Source organism: Streptomyces sp. RKAG290 (genome assembly GCF_023701695.1).
GTDB lineage: Bacteria > Actinomycetota > Actinomycetes > Streptomycetales > Streptomycetaceae > Streptomyces.
The window spans coordinates 1,541,953-1,561,591 of the sequence record NZ_JAJOZC010000001.1 but is presented as its reverse complement, the minus strand read 5'-3'; the positions used below and the strand labels follow the sequence as shown (position 1 = coordinate 1,561,591).

Sequence of the window (19,639 nt, the reverse complement as noted above, 5' to 3'; positions counted from 1 at the left end):
GGGGCCGTACGCCGTTCAGGCCCCGGTCGCCTCGCAGAACAGACGCAGGCTGCGCCACCCCTCCTCGACCGGCATCCCGCCGCACAGCGGATGCAGCACCAGGCTGTCCAGCTCCCGGCCCAACTCCGCACACGCCTTCGGCGTGACGATCCGGTAGACGCCCTCGTCGCGGAGCTCCGCCACCGTCGTCGCCGCCGAGCGCACGGCCGAGCGGATGTCCTTGGACTGCCAGGAGGCGTACGTGCGCGCCTCGTGCAGGAAGTGCTCCCCGTACTCGGCCCACGTCCGGTCCGGGTCCTCGGAGACGTGCAGCAGCGGTGTCTCGGCCGCGGGCATCATGCAGAATCCCTCCGTTCCGTGCTCCGCGCGCTGCTCGTGGTAGTACGCCTCCAGCTCCGGCAGATGCGCGCTCGGGAACAGCGGCAGCCCCAGCCGGGCCGCCCGCCGTGCCGCTGCCCGGGAGCTGCCGCCCACCAGCAGCAGCGGGTGCGGACGGGTGTACGGACGAGGGGTGACCGTGACCGTACGGCCGCGGAACTCGAACGGCTCGCCGGTCCACGCCCGCAGCAGCGTCTCCAGCAGTTCGTCCTGGAGGCGGCCGCGCCTGCCCCATTCGACGCCCGCCCGCTCGTACTCCTGCGGCCGGTAGCCGATCCCGGCGACCGTGACCAGCCGGCCGGCGCTCAGCAGGTCGAGCACCGCGATGTCCTCGGCCAGCCGCAGCGGGTCGTGCAGCGGACCGATGACCGCGGAGACCGTGACCGCGATCCGCCGGGTGGCGCCGAAGACGGCGCCGGCGAAGACGAAGGGCGAGGGCAGCCAGGAGTTGGCGGCGCCGTGGTGCTCCTCGGTCTGCACGGTGTCGACGCCGTGCTCGTCGGCGTACGCGGTCATGTCCAGCGCCGCGCGGTAGCGGGCCGAGAGGGATCCGGGCGTGGCGTCGGGATCGACGAGGTTGAACCGGACGACTGTGAAGGCCATGACACTGTCCCCTTCGCCGGGAGGGCTGGGCTGGGCGGCCCGGACAGTAGCTGACGAAGCGTCAGAAGTGTAGGGGTGCGGCACCCCGTCGCGCCCCGGGACGCGGCAGTGCCGCGTACAGGCCGCCCGAGACGACGATCGTGACGGCCCAGCCGAGGCCGCTCCGCCCGATCCAGGTGGTGGCGAGCGGACCGGTGAACCACTCCACGCCGGTGAAGAGCAGCCCCACCGCCAGTCCCGCGGCCCAGGCCGCCACCGCCGGCCACGCGAACCCACCCGCGTACCAGTAGGCGCTGGTGGGGGTGGTGTCCATGAGTGCCACCGGATCGTAGGTGCGCCCCCGTAACTGGTCCACGCCGAAGACACCGATCCAGGCCGAGAACGTCACCGCGAGCAGGTTGAGGAAGGAGACGAACGAATCGATGAAACTGCTCGCCACCATCATCAGCAGCGACCCCAGGAGCAGACTGATCGCCGCATTGATCCCGACCGCCCAGGCCCGCGGGACCCTGAATCCCAGGGTCTGCGCGGTGAATCCCGCCGAGTACATCGACATCGCGTTGATCAGGACCATCCCGAGGACGGCGACGATCAGATACGGCACCGAGATCCAGCCGGGCAGCAGGACGCCGATGAACGAGACCGGATCGTCGGTGACGGCCAGTCCCGGCGTACCGACCGCCATCACCGCACCCATCAGCACCATCGGCAGAAACACGATTCCCGCGCCGCCCACGGTCGCCGCGACCATCGCCCGCCCGGACGCGGTGCGCGGCAGGTAGCGGGTGAAGTCCGGGCCCGAGGGGGCCCAGCTGAGGCCGCCGGCCGCCAGCGTGCCGATGCCCGCGATCATCATCGACGTAGGTCCGGCGGGCAGGTCCAGGACGGCCCGCCACGGCGTCGCGGCGGCCAGACGCACCAGCACGAGGACGCTGAACCCGCCGAAGAGGCAGGCGGACCAGGTGCAGCACACCCGCAGTGCCCGCACGCCGAGCCCCGACAGCAGGAAGCTGGCCGCCACGAAAGCCTGCAGGGTCACCATGATCAGGGTCGAGGTGGTCCGGATGTCGAAGAGCAGATCGAGCACGGCCAGCACGGCGTAGGCGCCGGTGACCGCGTTGGCCGTCTCCCAGCCCCAGCGGGCGACCCAGATCAGCGCACCGGGCGCGAGGTTGCCGCGCTGCCCGAAGACGGCCCGGGAGAGCGCCATGCCGGGCGCGCCACCGCGTCTGCCCGCGATCGAGATCAGCCCGACCATTCCGAACGAGACGACGGGCGTGGCCACCGCGACGACCAGCACCTGCCAGAAGTTCAGCGCGTTGAAGACGATGAGCCCCGCGCCCATGGTGAGCAGGAGCACGGTCATGTTGGCCGCGATCCAGGTGGGGAAGAGGCTCCGGACCCGGCCGGTGCGCTCGCTGTCGGGCACGGGGTCCAGGCCACGGGTCTCCACGGCCAAGATCGTACCTTTACCGTCATACCGGGCGTAACGCCTCGGTGGATTCACGGGGGCGCCGCCCGCCCGCCCCCGTTCCCGCGGGGCGATCGCGGGCACTCGTCCCCCTACGGGCTCGCGCATTCCCCGTTTGTCCCCGCACGTGACCGATACTGGGTGGGTTATGGAATTCGTCATCCTTGCTGTAGTCATCGCCCTGGTCGCGGTCGGCGTGATCAGCGGGCTCGTGGTCAGCAGCCGCAAGAAGAAGCAGCTGCCCCCGGCACCGTCGAGCACGCCGACCATCACTCCTCCCGCCGAGCCCCATGTCGGCGAGGAGGCCGAGACGCCGCGCGACGATTCGCGCCGCACCATCGAGGACGTCGGGCTTCCGCCTGCCGAGGCCGCCCCCGGACAGGCTCCGGAGACCGTCGCACCCGAAGCCCCCGCGCTCGACGTCCCCGAGCCCACCGCCGGCCGTCTCGTACGGCTGCGGGCCCGGCTCGCCCGCTCGCAGAACTCCCTGGGCAAGGGGCTGCTCACGCTCCTGTCCCGGGACAACCTCGACGAGGACACCTGGGAGGAGATCGAGGACACCCTCCTCACCGCCGACGTGGGCGTCGCACCCACCCAGGAACTGGTGGCGCGGCTCCGTGAGCGCGTCCGTGTCCTCGGCACCCGTACGCCCGACGAGCTGCGCTCGCTGCTGCGGGAGGAGCTCCTCACCCTGCTGGGCACCGACTTCGACCGCGCCGTCAAGACGGAGAGCGGCGTCGACACCCCCGGCGTCGTGATGGTCGTCGGTGTCAACGGCACCGGCAAGACCACCACCACCGGCAAACTTGCCCGGGTGCTCGTGGCCGACGGCCGCAGCGTCGTGCTCGGCGCGGCCGACACCTTCCGGGCCGCCGCCGCCGACCAGCTCCAGACCTGGGGCGAGCGCGTCGGCGCCCGCACCGTGCGCGGGCCCGAGGGCGGCGACCCCGCGTCGATCGCCTTCGACGCGGTGAAGGAAGGCATCGCCGAGGGCGCCGACGTCGTGCTCATCGACACGGCGGGCCGGCTGCACACCAAGACCGGCCTGATGGACGAGCTCGGCAAGGTCAAGCGGGTGGTCGAGAAGCACGGCCCGCTCGACGAGATCCTGCTCGTCCTCGACGCCACCACCGGTCAGAACGGCCTGGTCCAGGCGCGGGTGTTCGCCGAGGTCGTCGACATCACCGGCATCGTCCTCACCAAGCTCGACGGCACCGCCAAGGGCGGCATCGTCATCGCCGTCCAGCGTGAACTGGGCGTGCCGGTGAAGCTGATCGGACTCGGCGAGGGGCCGGACGATCTGGCTCCCTTCGAACCGGAGGCGTTCGTGGACGCCCTGATCGGGGACTGAAGTCCCGCAGACAGCGAAGAGCCCGGCCGCGTGACACCTGCGGCCGGGTTCTTCGCTGTCAGGTCCCGCCGCACAGCTTCAGTCGCGCAGCCCAGGCGGCTCAGCCGCAGGGCGCCCGGTGGCAGATGTACGCCAGTGTGCCCAGCAGCAGCCGCGCCTCCGGTGGCGCCGCCGCGGTGTCCAGGGCCGGCGGCCGGAGCCAGCGGACCGGGCCGAGGCCGCCCTGGTCCGACGGTGGTGCGGTGATGTGGGTGCCCGGGCCGAGAGCCCGCAGATCCAGGTCCGCGTCGTCCCAGCCCATCCGGTACAGCAGTTGGGGGAGCCCGGCGGCGGCGCCCGGTGCGACGAAGAACTGCGCCCGGCCGGCCGGGGTCACCGCCACCGGCCCCAGTGGCAGGCCCATCCGCTCCATCCGCACCAGTGCCCGGCGTCCGGGCAGTTCGGCGACATCGAGCACATCGAAGCTGCGGCCTACCGGCAGCAGCATCGAGGCGCCCGGCACCTCGGCCCACGCCCGCGCGGCGGTGTGGAGTGTCGCCCCGGCGGGAACCTCGTCCGCGAAGTCCAGTGGATGTGCGCCGGGAGAGACGCAACCGGCGTCCCCGCACGAGCAGTTGCCGTCCGAGGCCCGTGCGCCGGGCGTGACGGCCCAGCCCCACAGTCCCGTGTACTCGGCCACCGCGGTGCCCTCGGCCGCACGGCCGCGGCGCCGTGAGCCGGATCGCTTTTCGCGGATGCCGCCGATCGTGAAGCCCATGCCCCCTCCAACGGGTCCAACTCGCCGGTGGTTACGTACCGGAGTTCAATCGTGACCCTCCGCTTTCCAGTGGCCCCGGTGGGTGCGGGGCGCGCCCCGGGGAGTCGGACGCCGTCTGCGCGCCCCTGGATGCGCCTGTGCGCCCACCGCTGATCGCTGTCTGTCAAGTGAATCGCGCCCGGCCGCGGTGGCGTTCATCCGAAGGGGTGGCGAATGGTGGCGTTTCTCCAATCACCCTCCCGAGGGGGTGATCGTAGGATTACCGTCGGTACACGAAGCGTGGAAGTATGTGCGCCCATGGGTATGCCGGAGGCAACCCGATTTTCTGTTCGATGGTGTCCAACCTTCGTACGGGCAGCATCTGTTCACGGCATTCTGATAGTGGTTCGCGGCGACAGTATTCGGCGGGATGGGGGCGTTCCAGTGAGTGGCAGCGGCGCGGGCGAGGCGAATGCCGGTAAGCGCCCGAACGGGCAATTGGGATCATGGTTCATGCGCAGCGGCTGGTCGAAAGGCGAGCTGGCACGGCAGGTGAACCGCAGGGCACGGCAGATGGGCGCCCACCACATCAGCACCGACACCTCCCGGGTGCGGCGCTGGCTCGACGGTGAGCAGCCGCGCGAACCGATCCCGCGCATCCTGTCCGAACTCTTCTCGGAGCGCTTCGGCACCGTCGTCGCCGTGGAGGACCTGGGGCTGCGCGCCGCGCACCAGGCACCGTCGGTGGCCGGCGTCGATCTGCCCTGGGCCGGACCGCAGACCGTCGCCCTGCTCAGCGAGTTCTCCCGCAGCGACCTGATGCTCGCCCGCCGCGGGTTCCTCGGCAGCTCGCTCGCCCTCGCCGCCGGCCCCGCCCTCATCGAGCCCATGCAGCGCTGGCTGGTGCCCGTCGTGTCCGCCGGAGCCGCGGAGCCGGAGTCGGCCGCCGCCGACCGCCGCCCCTCCCGGCTCTCCGGCCCCGAGCTCGACCTGCTGGAATCCACCACCGCGATGTTCCGTCAGTGGGACGCGCAGTGCGGCGGGGGACTGCGCCGCAAGGCCGTCGTCGGCCAGCTCCACGAGGTCACCGACCTGCTGCAGGAACCGCAGCCGGCCGCCACCGCCAAGCGGCTGTTCCGCTGCGCTGCCGAACTGGCCGAGCTGGCAGGCTGGATGAGCTACGACGTAGGCCTTCAGCCCACCGCCCAGAAGTACTTCGTCCTCGCGCTGCACGCCTCCAAGGAGGCCGGCGACAAGCCGCTGGGCTCGTACGTGCTGTCCAGCATGAGCCGGCAGATGATCCACCTCGGCCGCCCCGAGGATGCCCTCGAACTGATCCACCTCGCGCAGTACGGCAGCCGGGAGTGCGCCACCGCCCGGACCCAGGCCATGCTGTATGCGATGGAGGCCCGCGCCTACGCCAACATGGGCCAGCCGAGCAAGTGCAAACGAGCCGTCCGCATGGCCGAGGACACCTTCCTGGACGCCGGTATCGACGGCGAGCCCGAGCCCGACTGGATCCGCTTCTTCTCCGAGGCCGAGCTCAACGGCGAGAACTCCCACTCCTACCGTGACCTGGCCTATGTGGCCGGCCGCAGCCCCACGTACGCCTCGCTCGCCGAACCCGTCATGGACAAGGCGGTCCAGCTCTTCGGCGAGGACGACGAGCACCAGCGGTCGTACGCCCTCAACCTGATCGGCCTCGCCACCGTCCACCTCCTCAAGCGCGAGCCCGAGCAGTCCACCGTGCTGGCCGAGAAGGCGCTGCGCGTCGCCAAGAAGGTCCGCTCCGAGCGCGTCAACACCCGGCTGCGCAAGACGGTCGACACCGCGGCCAGGGACTTCGGGGACATTCCCGAGGTCGCCCGGCTCACCGATCTCCTCACCGAACAACTGCCCGAGACCGCCGAAGCGGTCTGAGCGGCACCCAGGCCCCGGCCACGACGGCCACCCCGCAAGGACCGACTTCGGCTCCCCCGATTGCCAGGTCAGCGGGTGGTCGCCGTGGCCGGTTCGTGTGGTCGTGCCCGTACCGGAGCGTCGTAACCGCACCGTATGCGGCTCCGGCCGCAGAGTAGGCCCGAGCGCGGATGCGGCACGGGCGGTTCATGGGACGTAACACGTCGCTCCCCTTCGTCACTGCGGCGAAACATCGTGCGGCATCGGCGGAAACGGCACTGGGCGAATCTCATGGCGCATAACCGGCCCGCACCTTTTCCCCAGTGGTCCCGCACGTGGTTGTGCCCCCATCGCCCGCACGCGGCCGCACCGACGACGAGGAGACGCCGATGCCCCCAGGCATCACGACGCTTGCAGCAGACGCCCCGACGCTGTCTGCCGCCAATACCGGGTTCATGCTCATCTGCTCGGCCCTGGTGATGATCATGACTCCGGCCCTGGCCTTCTTCTACGGAGGCATGGTCCGCGTCAAGAGCACCCTCAACATGCTGATGATGAGTTTCATCAGCCTCGGGATCGTCACGATCCTGTGGGTGCTGTACGGATTCAGCCTTGCCTTCGGTAACGACGTGGGGTCCTTCATCGGCTGGACCTCGGACTTCGCCGGCTTCAGCGGGATCGGCGTCACAGAGCTCTGGGACGGCTACACCATCCCGGTCTACGTCTTCGCCGTCTTCCAGCTGATGTTCGCCATCATCACGCCGGCCCTGATCAGCGGTGCGCTCGCCGACCGGGTCAAGTTCACCTCCTGGGCGCTCTTCATCACCCTCTGGGTCACCGTCGTCTACTTCCCCGTCGCCCACTGGGTCTGGGGCGCGGGCGGCTGGCTCTTCGAGCTCGGCGTCATCGACTTCGCCGGCGGTACGGCCGTGCACATCAACGCCGGTGCGGCGGCGCTCGGCGTGATCCTCGTCATCGGCAAGCGGGTCGGCTTCAAGAAGGACCCGATGCGGCCGCACAGCCTGCCGCTCGTCATGCTCGGCGCCGGTCTCCTCTGGTTCGGCTGGTTCGGCTTCAACGCGGGCTCCTGGCTCGGCAACGACGACGGCGTCGGCGCGGTCATGTTCGTCAACACGCAGGTCGCCACGGCGGCCGCGATGCTCGCCTGGCTCGGCTACGAGAAGCTCCGCCACGGCTCCTTCACCACCCTCGGCGCGGCTTCCGGCGCGGTCGCGGGCCTCGTCGCCATCACCCCGTCCGGCGGCGCGATCAGCCCCCTGGGCGCCATCGCGGTCGGTGCCATCGCCGGTGTGCTGTGCGCCATGGCGGTCGGCCTGAAGTACCGGTTCGGCTACGACGACTCCCTGGACGTCGTCGGTGTCCACCTCGTCGGCGGTGTGGCGGGCTCCCTGCTCATCGGACTCTTCGCCACCGGCGGAGTCCAGTCCGACGCCAAGGGCCTCTTCTACGGCGGCGGACTCGACCAGCTCGGCAAGCAGGCCGTCGGTGTCTTCGCCGTCCTCGCGTACTCTCTGGTCGTCTCCGCGATCCTCGCCTTCCTGCTCGACAAGACGATCGGGATGCGGGTCACCGAGGACGACGAGGTCTCCGGCATCGACCAGGTCGAGCACGCCGAGACCGCGTACGACTTCAGCGGTGCGGGCGGTGGCCTGTCCACACGGCCCACGCCGCCCGCCCCCGGCACCACGGGAACCCCGACGAACAAGAAGGTGGACGCATGAAGCTCATCACCGCAGTCGTGAAGCCCCACCGGCTTGACGAGATCAAGGAGGCCCTCCAGGCCTTCGGCGTCCAGGGCCTCACGGTCACGGAAGCCAGCGGCTACGGGCGTCAGCGCGGCCACACCGAGGTCTACCGGGGCGCCGAGTACACCGTCGACCTCGTCCCGAAGATCCGCATCGAGGTGCTCGTCGAGGACGAGGACTCCGAACAGCTCATCGACGTGGTGGTCAAGGCCGCCCGGACCGGCAAGATCGGTGACGGCAAGGTGTGGAGCGTGCCGGTGGAGACCGCGATCCGGGTCCGCACCGGTGAACGCGGCCCGGACGCACTCTGACCGACGGTTCCGTAAACGGAAAGGCAGCTGGGTGACGAGTACCGAAGTGACCACCGGATCCGAGGACTCGGGACCCAGCGGCTATGCGGCGGCCCGGCTGCGCCTTCTCCAGGAGAAGGCGCAGTCCGGGCCGCCGCGCCGTGCGGCCCTCGCCTCGCTCACCGACGAGTGGCTGACCGCCCTCTTCACCGCCGCGGCCGAACACGCGGGTGTCCGCGGCGCCGCACTCGTCGCCGTCGGCGGCTACGGCCGCGGCGAACTCTCCCCGCGCAGCGACCTCGACCTCGTGCTCCTGCACGACGGCACCGCCGACGCGGCTGCCGTGGCCGCCCTCGCCGACCGCGTCTGGTACCCCGTCTGGGACCTCGGGCTCGCCCTCGACCACTCGGTACGCACTCCCGCCGAAGCCCGCAAGACGGCCGGCGAGGACCTCAAGGTCCAGCTCGGGCTGCTCGACGCCCGGCCGGTCGCCGGGAACCTCGGCCTCGTCGCCTCCCTGCGCACCGCGATCCTCGCCGACTGGCGCAACCAGGCCCCCAAGCGCCTGCCCGCGCTCGACGAGCTGTGCCGCGAACGGGCCGAACGGCAGGGCGAGCTCCAGTTCCTCCTGGAACCCGACCTCAAGGAGGCCCGCGGCGGGCTGCGCGACGCCACCGCCCTGCGCGCCGTGGCCGCGTCCTGGGTCGCCGACGCACCCCGGGAGGGGCTCGCCGAAGCCCGCCGCGTCCTGCTCGACACCCGCGACGCCCTCCACCTCACCACCGGCCGCGCCACCGACCGCCTCGCCCTCCAGGAACAGGACCAGGTCGCCGGCGCACTCGGACTCCTGGACGCCGACGCACTGCTGCGCCAGGTGTACGAGGCCGCCCGCACCGTCTCGTACGCCACCGACGTCACCTGGCGCGAGGTCAACCGGGTGCTCCGGGCCCGCTCGGTCCGGCCCCGGCTGCGCGCCATGCTGGGCGGCGGCCGTGCCCCGGCCACCGACCGCAGCCCGCTCGCCGACGGCGTCGTCGAGGCCGACGGCGAAGTCGTCCTCGCCCGCACCGCCCGGCCGGAGCGGGACCCGGTGCTCGTCCTGCGTGCCGCCGCCGCGGCCGCCCAGTCCGAACTCCCGCTCTCCCGCCACGTCGTACGCCACCTCGCCACCGCGGCCAAGCCGCTGCCGGTGCCCTGGCCGGCCGAGGCCCGGGAGGAACTCGTCACCCTCCTCGGCGCGGGCGAGGCCACCGTCCCCGTGTGGGAGGCCCTGGAGGCCGAGGGCTGATCACCCGGCTCCTCCCCGACTGGGAACGGGTCCACTGCCGGCCGCAGCGCAACCCCGTCCACACCTGGACGGTGGACCGCCACCTCGTCGAGACGGCCGTCCGCGCCTCCTCCCTCACCCGCCGGGTCGGCCGGCCCGACCTGCTGCTCGTCGCCGCGCTGCTGCACGACATCGGCAAGGGCTGGCCCGGTGACCACTCCGTCGCCGGCGAGGTCATCGCCCGCGACATGGCCGCCCGGATCGGCTTCGACCAGCACGACGTGGGCGTCATCGCCACCCTCGTGCGCCACCACCTGATGCTCATCGAGACCGCCACCCGCCGCGACCTCGACGACCCGGCGACCGTCCGCTCCGTCGCCGACGCGGTCGGCACCGCCTCCACGCTGGAACTCCTGCACGCACTCACCGAGGCCGACGCGCTCGCCACCGGGCCCGCCGCATGGTCCACCTGGCGCGCCTCCCTCGTCACCGACCTGGTCAGGCGCGTCGCCGCGGTCCTCGCCGGCGAGGCACCCGAGGAGCCCGAGGAAGCGGCGCCCAGCGCCGAACAGGAGCGCCTGGCCGTGGAGGCGCTGCGCACCGGGGAACCGGTCCTCTCCCTGCACGCCCAGACCGAGACCCCGGACGAGGACGGCGCACCCGAACCCGTCGGCGTCGAACTCCTCATCGCCCTCCCGGACCGGCCCGGGGTCCTTCCCGCCGCGGCCGGCGTCCTCGCCCTGCACCGCCTCACCGTCCGCGCCGCGGACCTGCGGGCCGTCGAGCTGCCCACCGAGATGGGCGACTCCGCGGACCTGCTGCTGCTCAGCTGGCGGGTCGCGGCCGAGTACGGGTCCCTGCCGCAGGCCGCCCGGCTGCGCGCCGATCTCGTACGCGCGCTGGACGGCTCGCTGGACATCCGGGCCAGGCTGGCCGAGCGCGAGGCGGCGTACCCGCGACGCCGCGGGGTGAAGGCGCCGCCGCCGAGGGTCACGGTCGCGGCGGCCGGCTCGCAGCTGGCCACGGTGATCGAGGTGCGCGCCCAGGACGCCCCCGGGCTGCTGCACCGGATCGGCCGGGCGCTCGAACAGAGCGCCGTCCGGGTCCGCAGCGCACACGTGTCGACGCTGGGGGCCAACGCGGTGGACGCCTTCTACGTCACGGACACGGACGGCGATCCGCTGTCCGCGGCCCGGGCCGGGGAGCTCGCCCGGGAGGTCGAGAAGGCGCTCGGCTGAGCGTCACAGAGACGTGAGGTTGCCCTCGTCCGTCACGAGAACCGGGCGAGGGCTTTGCGTTCCCCGGCGTCCGGATACCCTGGGGACGACTACCTGCCCCCGCCCCCGACCCTGAGGACCGACGAGCGCCGTGTTCGATACTCTCTCCGACCGCCTTGCCGCGACTTTCAAGAACCTCAGGGGCAAGGGCCGCTTGTCCGAGGCGGACATCGATGCCACGGCTCGCGAGATCCGTATCGCCCTCCTCGAAGCCGATGTCGCGCTGCCCGTCGTCCGGTCCTTCATCGCCAACGTCAAGGAGCGGGCGCGCGGCGTCGAGGTCTCCCAGGCGCTGAACCCGGCGCAGCAGATGATCAAGATCGTCAACGAGGAGCTCGTCTCCATCCTCGGTGGCGAGACCCGGCGGCTGCGGTTCGCCAAGAACCCGCCCACCGTGATCATGCTCGCCGGTCTCCAGGGTGCCGGTAAGACGACCCTCGCCGGAAAGCTCGGCCTCTGGCTCAAGGCCCAGGGCCACTCCCCGCTTCTCGTCGCCTGTGACCTCCAGCGCCCGAACGCCGTCAACCAGCTGAGCGTCGTCGCCGACCGCGCCGGCGTCGCGGTGTACGCGCCGGAGCCCGGCAACGGCGTCGGTGACCCGGTCAAGGTCGCCAAGGACTCGATCGAGCACGCCAGGGCCAAGCAGTACGACGTGGTCGTCGTCGACACGGCCGGCCGCCTCGGTATCGACCAGGAGCTGATGCAGCAGGCCGCGGACATCCGCGACGCCGTCAGCCCCGACGAGATCCTCTTCGTCGTGGACGCGATGATCGGCCAGGACGCGGTCAACACCGCCGAGGCCTTCCGCGACGGCGTCGGCTTCGACGGTGTGGTGCTCTCCAAGCTCGACGGTGACGCCCGCGGTGGTGCGGCCCTGTCGATCGCCCACGTCACGGGCAAGCAGATCATCTTCGCGTCGAACGGCGAGAAGCTCGAGGACTTCGACGCCTTCCACCCGGACCGCATGGCGTCCCGGATTCTCGACATGGGTGACCTGCTCACCCTGATCGAGCAGGCGGAGAAGACCTTCAGCCAGGACGAGGCCGCCAAGATGGCCTCCAAGCTGGCGTCCAGCAAGGGCAAGGACTTCACGCTCGACGACTTCCTGTCCCAGATGGAGCAGGTCCGCAAGATGGGCTCCATCTCCAAGCTGCTCGGGATGCTGCCGGGCATGGGGCAGATCAAGGACCAGATCAGCAACATCGACGAGCGCGACGTGGACCGTACCGCCGCGATCATCAAGTCGATGACCCCGAAGGAGCGCGCCGAGCCGACGATCATCAACGGCTCGCGTCGGGCCCGTATCGCCAAGGGTTCCGGTGTCGAGGTCAGCGCCGTGAAGAACCTGGTCGAGCGCTTCTTCGACGCACGCAAGATGATGTCGAAGATGGCGCAGGGCGGCGGCATGCCGGGAATGCCCGGGATGCCGGGCATGGGTGGCGGCCCCGGTCGGCAGAAGAAGCAGGTCAAGCAGGCCAAGGGCAAGCGCAAGAGCGGTAACCCGATGAAGCGCAAGGCCGAGGAGCAGGCCGAGGCGGCCCGCCGCGAGCAGGCGGCGCAGGGTGGCGCGCTCGGTCTGCCGGCCGGCCAGGAGGACCAGAACTTCGAGCTGCCGGACGAGTTCAAGAAGTTCATGGGCTGAGCAGCGCGAGTTACGTCCCCGAGGGGGCGCCCGCTTCACGGCGGGCGCCCCCTCGGGCGTGTGCGGGGGAGGCCGCGTCCCTCCATGGGCCCATCGGGCCACCGCTCCGAGAGCTTCGCCCGCATTTCTCACTTAATGTCGGCTCAACGGCTGTCGGCAGAGGAGCGCGCGTGACCAGTCCGGTACCTCCCCGCGACCGCCCCGACCAGCCCTGGCGCTCCGAAGGCGCCCCACCGCCGCCGCCACCGGGCCGGAAGATGCCGGGCGGCTGGGGCGGACTGCTGCTGACGGCACTGATCGTCTATCTGATCGCCAATCTGGTGCTCTCCTTCTTCAACGGCGACGAAGAGCCGACGATCGCGTACACCGAGTTCAGCAAGCAGGTCACCTCGGGCAACGTCTCCAAGATCTACTCCAAGGGCGATGCCATCCAGGGCCAGCTCAAGAAGGAGGCGAAGGTCCCGGGCGGTGACGACAAGTACACGAAGTTCGTCACTCAGCGGCCCGCCTTCGCCGACGACAACCTCTGGGCCGAACTCGTCAAGGACGACGTCACGGTCACCGCGGAACCGGTCGTCAAGGAGCGCAGCTTCCTCGCCAACCTGCTGATCTCGCTGGCACCCATGCTGCTGCTCGTCCTGCTCTGGGTGTTCATCGCCCGGCGGATGTCGCGGGGCGGCATGGGCGGCGGGATGGGCGCCTTCGGCCGGAAGCCACCGCCCAAGCCGGTCGAGCTGGAGGGTGGCCGGCGCACCACCTTCAAGGACGTCGCCGGCATCGACGAGGTCGAGGGCGAGCTCAACGACGTCGTGGACTTCCTGAAGAATCCGGACGCCTACCGGCGGATGGGTGCCCGGATGCCCGGCGGGGTGCTCCTCGCCGGCCCTCCCGGCACCGGCAAGACGCTGCTGGCGCGGGCTGTCGCGGGGGAGGCGGGAGTGCCGTTCTTCTCGGCCTCGGCCTCCGAGTTCATCGAGATGATCGTGGGCGTGGGAGCGGGCCGGGTGAGGGAACTCTTCGCCGAGGCGCGCAAGGTCGCCCCCGCCATCGTCTTCATCGACGAGATCGACACCATCGGACGCGTCCGCGGCGGCGGCTCCGGCATGGGCGGCCACGACGAGCGCGAGCAGACGCTCAACCAGATCCTCACCGAGATGGACGGCTTCTCCGGTTCCGAGGGCGTGGTCGTGCTCGCCGCCACCAACCGTGCCGACGTCCTCGACCCGGCACTCACCCGGCCCGGCCGCTTCGACCGGATCGTCCAGGTCAGCCCGCCGGACAAGGGTGGCCGGGAGGCGATCCTGGAGATCCACACCCGGCAGATCCCGATGGCCGGCGACGTGGATCTGGGTCAGGTGGCCCGTACGACCCCCGGGATGACCGGCGCCGACCTGGCCAACCTCGCCAACGAGGCCGCGCTGCTCGCCGTGAAGCGGGGGCAGTCGCAGGTGAGCGGGGCCGATCTCTCGGACGCCCTGGAGAAGGTCCAGCTCGGCGCGGAACGCGCGCTCGTCATGTCGGATGAGGACCGCCGCAGGACCGCGTACCACGAGAGCGGCCACGCTCTGCTGGGCATGCTGCAGCCGGGTTCCGACCCGGTCCGCAAGGTCACCATCGTGCCGCGCGGCCGCGCGCTCGGCGTCACGCTCTCCACGCCGGACGCCGACAAGTACGCGTACACCGAGAAGTACCTGCGCGGCCGGATCATCGGCGCACTGGGTGGCATGGCCGCCGAGCAGGTGGTGTTCGGGGTCATCACCACGGGCGCGGAGAGCGACCTGGAGCAGGTCACCAACCTGGCCCGCGGCATGGTGGGCCGCTGGGGCATGAGCCACAAGGTCGGCCGGCTCACGGCGATCCCGAGCGATGCCCAGCAGGCGTACGGACTCTCGGCCGCGCCCTCGACGCTGGACGCCGTGGACGGTGAGATGCGGCGCATCGTCGACGAGTGCTACGAGGAGGCGTGCCGGCTGCTGCGCGACAACCGGGCAAGGCTGGACTCGCTGGCCGGAGCGCTGCTGGAGAACGAGACGCTGGACGAGGCGGCCGCCTACCTGGCCGCGGGTGTCAGCCGGACGGTCACGTAGGAGAGCCCGGCCGGCGGTGGCCGCCGGCCGGACCCGGGCCCTCAGCGCGCTACGTCGTGCAGACGAGGTAGCGGAACACGTTGGGCATCCAGACCGTGCCGTCCCGGCGCCGGTGCGGATGCAGGGCCTCCGCCACCTCCTTCTCCACCTGCGAACGGTCCGTCGCCCGTACCGCGGCGTCGAACAGCCGCGTCGACAGCAGGCCCCGGACCGCGCTGTCCATGTCCGCGTAGCCGAACGGGCACGCCACCCGCCCCGATCCGTCGGGCTTCAGCCCGGCCCGGAACGCCACGTTCTCCAGATCGTCGCGCTGTGCGCCGAGCCAGCCGTCCGCGCCGTCCGCGAGCCGGGTGGCCACCCGCAGCACCGCCGCCGTCGCGCACCGCTCGGGCGGGCCCCAGCCGGTCAGTACGACCGTGCTGCCCCGGCTCGCCAGCGGCACCGCGGAGGCGAGGGTGGCCACCAGCTCCTCACCGTCGTCCGCCGAGCAGCCGATCGGGGTGAACGCGGTGATCAGGTCGTAGGGCCCGGAGCCGGCCGGCGTGGCAGGGACGCCTTCCAGGAGCTGCGGCCCGGCGTCCGGGGACCCGGCGTCGCCCTCCCGGTCCGGCAGCAGCCGGGCCCGCGCGAGCGCGAGACGTTCGACGTCGGGGTCGATACCGGTGACGCGTGCTCCGCGGCCGGCCGCGATCAGCAGTGCGAGGCCGGAGCCGCAGCCGAGCGAGAGCATCCGGGTGCCGGCCCCCACTTCCAGGCGCCGGTACACCGCCTCGTACAGCGGCGCGAGCATCCGCTCCTGGATCTCCGCCCAGTCACGGGCCCGCGAACCGGTGTCCACCGAGGCGGAGGACTCCGCGTACCTGTGGTGCCGGACAAGCGTTGGTGTCATGGAATGCGCCCCAATCCGCCGGGATTCCGGTCGTGCCGATCGGTCGTGCCTGAGTGGACGTCTCCCCGTGTCTGTGCGCCCGCGCTTCCCCCGTATGCCAGAGAACTGCGCATCCGCCGCCGCGTCCAGGGGTCTACGGGCAATGGTTGCCCTCGGTGCGGCCCGGTGATGCGCCCCGTGGCCGGAACATGTCGCCGGTGACACCCGAGGGACATGGATGCCCGGAGGCCCGCGGTCCCGCTTTCCGGTCCCAGTCTCACCCGACATGCGGGGCCGGGCACGTCGAGGGGTAATGTCGGCTTCCGAGGGCCGCGCCCGTCGATGTTCCGGGCGCCCCGCAGTGCGGGTTCCGGGGGCGTACGCACCGTCTACGCGCTCGGGCGTACACGTCACTACGTACCACCTTGGTGTGAGCTGTGAGACTTCTCCGCAGATCAGCGCACCCGTCCTCGTCAGGACGCATGAACGGCAACTGACTGGTACGTGCAAATTATTTGGGATGGCCCGGAATCGGAACACCGGGGCACTCGCGCTCGTTGTCACGACGTGAGCACGACACCACCTGTACTTGCCGCAGAGCTGGCACAGGCGTGGGCCGACATTCAGCGGTACCACCCCGAGCTGCCCGATCTTGCCGCGCCCGAGTCCCTGATCGGAGAGTCCTCGTCCGCCTGTGGCGCCGAGCTCTCCTTCGAGCGACTGCTCCATGAGGCAGTCCATGGCATCGCCGCCGCCCGAGGTGTCCGCGACACCTCTCGCGCCGGCCGCTACCACAACCGTCGATTCCTGGCGATCGCCGAGGAGCTGGGCCTCGACCATGCCGAGGAGCCCCACCCCAGCAGTGGCTTCTCGCTGGTCACGCTCAACCCCGAGGCCAAACGCCGGTACCGGCCGACGATGGAACGGCTGCAGCGCGCCCTGAAGGCGCACACCGTCGCCACCGCCGCCGACACCAAGCGCTCCTTCCGCGGTCCCGCCGCCCGGCACGGCTCCTCCGGAGGGGGCGTGCGGGTCAAGGCCGTCTGTGACTGCGGTCGCAATGTGCGCGTCGTCCCCTCGGTCCTCGCACAGGCCCCGATCGTCTGCGGCGGCTGCGGCAAGCCGTTCCGGATTCCGGAGGCAGTGGTCGCGGTGGGGTGAGCCGATGTGGTGTGGCACAATGGCTAGCTGTACTCGACAGTCGCACAGGACCCCTCTCTCCTCCGGCTGACGCGTCCATCGGGCACTCCGAGTACCGCAACCCCACGTGGCATCTTGTTGTGCCCAACCACGTCATAGACCAGGAGACACCACTTCCGTGGCAGTCAAGATCAAGCTGAAGCGTCTGGGCAAGATCCGTTCGCCTCACTACCGCATCGTCGTCGCCGACTCCCGTACCCGCCGTGATGGCCGGGCCATCGAGGAGATCGGCCTGTACCACCCGGTGCAGAACCCCTCGCGCATCGAGGTCAACGCAGAGCGCGCGCAGTACTGGCTGTCCGTCGGCGCCCAGCCGACCGAGCCGGTTCTCGCGATCCTCAAGCTGACCGGTGACTGGCAGGCCCACAAGGGCCTCCCGGCCCCCGCGCCGCTGCTGCAGCCTGAGCCCAAGGCTGACAAGCGCGCCCTCTTCGAGGCCCTGACCAAGGACTCCGGCGAGGAGTCCAAGGGCGAGGCCATCACGCAGAAGGCGAAGAAGGCCGACAAGAAGGCGGACGACGCTGCTGACGCAGCTGCGCCCGCCGAGTCGACCGAGGCCTGAGCATGCTCGAGGAGGCTCTCGAGCACCTCGTGAAAGGCATCGTCGACAACCCCGAGGACGTGCAGGTCGCCTCGCGCGACCTGCGGCGTGGCCGTGTGCTCGAGGTTCGGGTCCATCCCGATGACCTCGGCAAGGTGATCGGCCGTAACGGCCGCACCGCACGCGCGCTGCGTACCGTCGTCGGCGCCATCGGCGGCCGTGGTATCCGCGTCGACCTCGTCGATGTGGATCAGGTTCGCTGACAGAGTTGAACACCGGCACGGGCCGGGGAGGGCCATGCGCCCGCCCCGGCCCGTCGTCGTACGACAGGAGAGAACACAAGGTGCAGTTGGTAGTCGCGCGGATCGGTCGCGCCCACGGCATCAAGGGCGAGGTCACCGTCGAGGTGCGCACGGACGAGCCGGAGCTCCGGCTCGGGCCCGGTGCCGTACTGGCCACCGAGCCGGCCTCGACGGGTCCGCTGACGATCGAGACCGGCCGGGTGCACAGCGGCCGGCTGCTGCTGCGTTTCGAGGGAGTGCGCGACCGTACGGCCGCCGAGGCGCTGCGCAACACGCTGCTGATCGCCGACGTCGACCCGGCGGAGCTCCCGGAGGACCCCGAGGAGTTCTACGACCATCAGCTGATGGATCTGGACGTGGTGCTCGCCGACGGTACCGAGATCGGCCGGATCACCGAGGTCACGCACCTGCCCTCGCAGGACCTCTTCATCGTGGAGCGTCCCGACGGCACCGAGGTGATGATCCCGTTCGTCGAGGAGATCGTCTCGGAGATCGACCTGGAGGAGCAGCGCGCGGTGATCACTCCGCCGCCCGGTCTGATCGACGACAGCCAGGCCGTCGTGGTCTCCTCGCGCGACGAGGATGCGGCAGCCGCCGAGGCCGGGTCCGGTCCCGCCGAGGCTGGTCAGGACGAGTCCGGGAAAGACGACTGATGCGCCTCGATGTCGTCACGATCTTCCCCGAGTACCTGGAACCGCTGAACGTCTCACTCGTCGGCAAGGCCCGCGCCCGCGGCCGCCTCGACGTGCAGGTGCACGATCTGCGGGAGTGGACGTACGACCGCCACAACACGGTCGACGACACTCCCTACGGCGGCGGCCCCGGCATGGTCATGAAGACCGAGCCGTGGGGCGACGCCCTGGACGAGACCCTGGCCTGCGGTTACGAGGCCGGTGCGCACTCCCCGGTGCTCGTGGTGCCCACGCCGAGCGGCCGGCCGTTCACCCAGGAACTCGCCGTCGAGCTGTCCGGGCGGCCCTGGCTGATCTTCGCCCCGGCCCGCTACGAGGGCATCGACCGGCGGGTGACCGAGGAGTACGCCACCCGGATGCCGGTCGTCGAGGTGTCCATCGGCGACTACGTGCTGGCCGGCGGGGAAGCCGCGGTACTGGTGATCACCGAGGCGGTGGCCCGGCTGCTGCCGGGAGTGCTCGGCAACGCCGAATCGCACCGGGACGACTCCTTCGCTCCCGGCGCGATGGCCGATCTGCTGGAAGGGCCCGTCTACACCAAGCCGCCCGAGTGGCGCGGCAGGGGTATCCCGGACGTGCTGCTCAGCGGCCACCACGGCCGGATCGCGCGCTGGCGCCGGGACGAGGCCTTCCGTCGTACCGCGCTCAACCGGCCCGACCTGATCGAGCGTTGCGAGGCAGCGGGCTTCGACAAGAAGGACCGCGAGATGCTCTCCATCCTGGGCTGGTCACCGGAGCCCGGCGGCCGATTTTGGCGCAGGCCCCAGGCCGTGGAAGAATAGGCCGCTGCTGTACGTCCGACGCGCGCCCCTGCCACAGGGGGAACGACGCCCGCCCGACGCGATCAGCACCCCTGATTCATCACTCTCCCGTCGATGACCTGTGGCATCGGCGAAGAAAGCAGACAACATGACTTCCCTGCTCGATGGCGTCAACGCCGCCTCGCTGCGTACCGACGTCCCGGCGTTCCGCCCCGGCGACACCGTCAACGTCCACGTGCGCGTGATCGAGGGCAACCGCTCCCGTATCCAGCAGTTCAAGGGCATCGTCATCCGCCGCCAGGGCGCGGGCATCAGCGAGACCTTCACGGTCCGCAAGGTCTCCTTCAGCGTCGGCGTCGAGCGCACCTTCCCGGTGCACAGCCCGATCTTCGAGAAGATCGAGCTCGTCACCCGCGGTGACGTCCGTCGCGCCAAGCTGTACTTCCTCCGTGAGCTGCGCGGCAAGGCCGCGAAGATCAAGGAGAAGCGCGACCGCTGAGCTGACTCC

At 70.9% G+C, this 19,639-nt stretch carries 16 protein-coding genes and 1 pseudogene; 13 read left to right on the top strand and 4 right to left on the bottom strand.

What is annotated here, in order from left to right; translation table 11 throughout:
• Positions 1–15 precede the first annotated feature (15 nt).
• On the bottom strand, positions 16–981 hold the full coding sequence (locus LNW71_RS06640; protein ID WP_250967387.1) for an LLM class flavin-dependent oxidoreductase: 966 nt from the start codon (positions 979–981) through the stop codon (positions 16–18).
• 61 nt (positions 982–1,042) lie between these two features.
• Complete coding sequence (locus tag LNW71_RS06635; RefSeq protein ID WP_250967386.1) at positions 1,043–2,434, bottom strand: cytosine permease; 1,392 nt, start codon at positions 2,432–2,434, stop codon at positions 1,043–1,045.
• Positions 2,435–2,600: 166 nt separating this feature from the next.
• Between LNW71_RS06635 and ftsY the strand changes: the two genes are divergently transcribed.
• Entirely contained in the window at positions 2,601–3,803 is a 1,203-nt protein-coding gene (gene ftsY, locus LNW71_RS06630; RefSeq protein ID WP_250967385.1) for a signal recognition particle-docking protein FtsY, read from the top strand.
• 100 nt (positions 3,804–3,903) lie between these two features.
• On the opposite strand, the gene LNW71_RS06625 is transcribed toward ftsY, so the two are convergent.
• Positions 3,904–4,560, bottom strand: a complete 657-nt coding sequence (locus tag LNW71_RS06625) for a bifunctional DNA primase/polymerase (RefSeq protein ID WP_250967384.1) — start codon at positions 4,558–4,560, stop codon at positions 3,904–3,906.
• Between the two features lie 423 nt (positions 4,561–4,983).
• On the opposite strand from LNW71_RS06625, the gene LNW71_RS06620 reads away from it, so the two are divergent.
• The 6 genes and pseudogenes from LNW71_RS06620 to ftsH all read left to right on the top strand — a co-directional run bounded on the left by LNW71_RS06620 (position 4,984) and on the right by ftsH (position 14,767).
• Entirely contained in the window at positions 4,984–6,459 is a 1,476-nt protein-coding gene (locus LNW71_RS06620) for a hypothetical protein (protein ID WP_250967383.1), read from the top strand.
• Positions 6,460–6,827: 368 nt separating this feature from the next.
• Positions 6,828–8,180 carry an ammonium transporter gene (locus tag LNW71_RS06615; RefSeq protein ID WP_250967382.1) on the top strand — a complete coding sequence of 451 codons (1,353 nt, stop codon included), beginning with the start codon at positions 6,828–6,830 and terminating at the stop codon, positions 8,178–8,180.
• Positions 8,177–8,515, top strand: coding sequence for a P-II family nitrogen regulator (locus LNW71_RS06610; RefSeq protein ID WP_136330688.1), 339 nt, complete (start codon positions 8,177–8,179; stop codon positions 8,513–8,515). Before LNW71_RS06615 ends, LNW71_RS06610 begins: the two co-directional genes overlap by 4 nt.
• A 31-nt stretch (positions 8,516–8,546) precedes the next feature.
• Positions 8,547–10,999 (top strand): annotated as a pseudogene (locus LNW71_RS06605) ([protein-PII] uridylyltransferase).
• 130 nt (positions 11,000–11,129) lie between these two features.
• Positions 11,130–12,680, top strand: coding sequence for a signal recognition particle protein (gene ffh, locus LNW71_RS06600; RefSeq protein ID WP_250967381.1), 1,551 nt, complete (start codon positions 11,130–11,132; stop codon positions 12,678–12,680).
• Positions 12,681–12,850: 170 nt separating this feature from the next.
• On the top strand, positions 12,851–14,767 hold the full coding sequence (gene ftsH, locus LNW71_RS06595; protein WP_250967380.1) for an ATP-dependent zinc metalloprotease FtsH: 1,917 nt from the start codon (positions 12,851–12,853) through the stop codon (positions 14,765–14,767).
• A gap of 49 nt (positions 14,768–14,816) precedes the next feature.
• Here the strand turns inward: ftsH and LNW71_RS06590 are convergent, their stop codons facing one another.
• The gene (locus LNW71_RS06590; protein ID WP_250967379.1) at positions 14,817–15,656 is read right to left on the bottom strand and encodes a methyltransferase domain-containing protein; all 840 of its coding nucleotides are present in this window, start codon (positions 15,654–15,656) and stop codon (positions 14,817–14,819) included.
• Positions 15,657–16,202: 546 nt separating this feature from the next.
• Here LNW71_RS06590 and LNW71_RS06585 point away from each other — a divergent pair.
• From LNW71_RS06585 to rplS, 6 genes are all read left to right on the top strand, one after another.
• On the top strand, positions 16,203–16,796 hold the full coding sequence (locus LNW71_RS06585; protein WP_073739095.1) for a hypothetical protein: 594 nt from the start codon (positions 16,203–16,205) through the stop codon (positions 16,794–16,796).
• 157 nt (positions 16,797–16,953) lie between these two features.
• Complete coding sequence (rpsP, locus tag LNW71_RS06580) at positions 16,954–17,397, top strand: 30S ribosomal protein S16 (RefSeq protein ID WP_250967378.1); 444 nt, start codon at positions 16,954–16,956, stop codon at positions 17,395–17,397.
• Positions 17,398–17,399: 2 nt separating this feature from the next.
• The gene (locus tag LNW71_RS06575; RefSeq protein ID WP_145765829.1) at positions 17,400–17,639 is read left to right on the top strand and encodes an RNA-binding protein; all 240 of its coding nucleotides are present in this window, start codon (positions 17,400–17,402) and stop codon (positions 17,637–17,639) included.
• An 80-nt stretch (positions 17,640–17,719) separates the two neighbouring features.
• Positions 17,720–18,331 carry a ribosome maturation factor RimM gene (gene rimM, locus LNW71_RS06570; protein ID WP_250967377.1) on the top strand — a complete coding sequence of 204 codons (612 nt, stop codon included), beginning with the start codon at positions 17,720–17,722 and terminating at the stop codon, positions 18,329–18,331.
• Positions 18,331–19,152, top strand: a complete 822-nt coding sequence (trmD, locus tag LNW71_RS06565; protein ID WP_250967376.1) for a tRNA (guanosine(37)-N1)-methyltransferase TrmD — start codon at positions 18,331–18,333, stop codon at positions 19,150–19,152. The genes rimM and trmD overlap by 1 nt, the downstream gene beginning before the upstream one ends.
• 127 nt (positions 19,153–19,279) lie before the next feature.
• Positions 19,280–19,630: a 50S ribosomal protein L19 gene (gene rplS / locus LNW71_RS06560; protein WP_250967375.1), complete on the top strand. Its 351-nt coding sequence runs from the start codon at positions 19,280–19,282 to the stop codon at positions 19,628–19,630.
• The last annotated feature ends 9 nt before the right edge of the window (positions 19,631–19,639 follow it).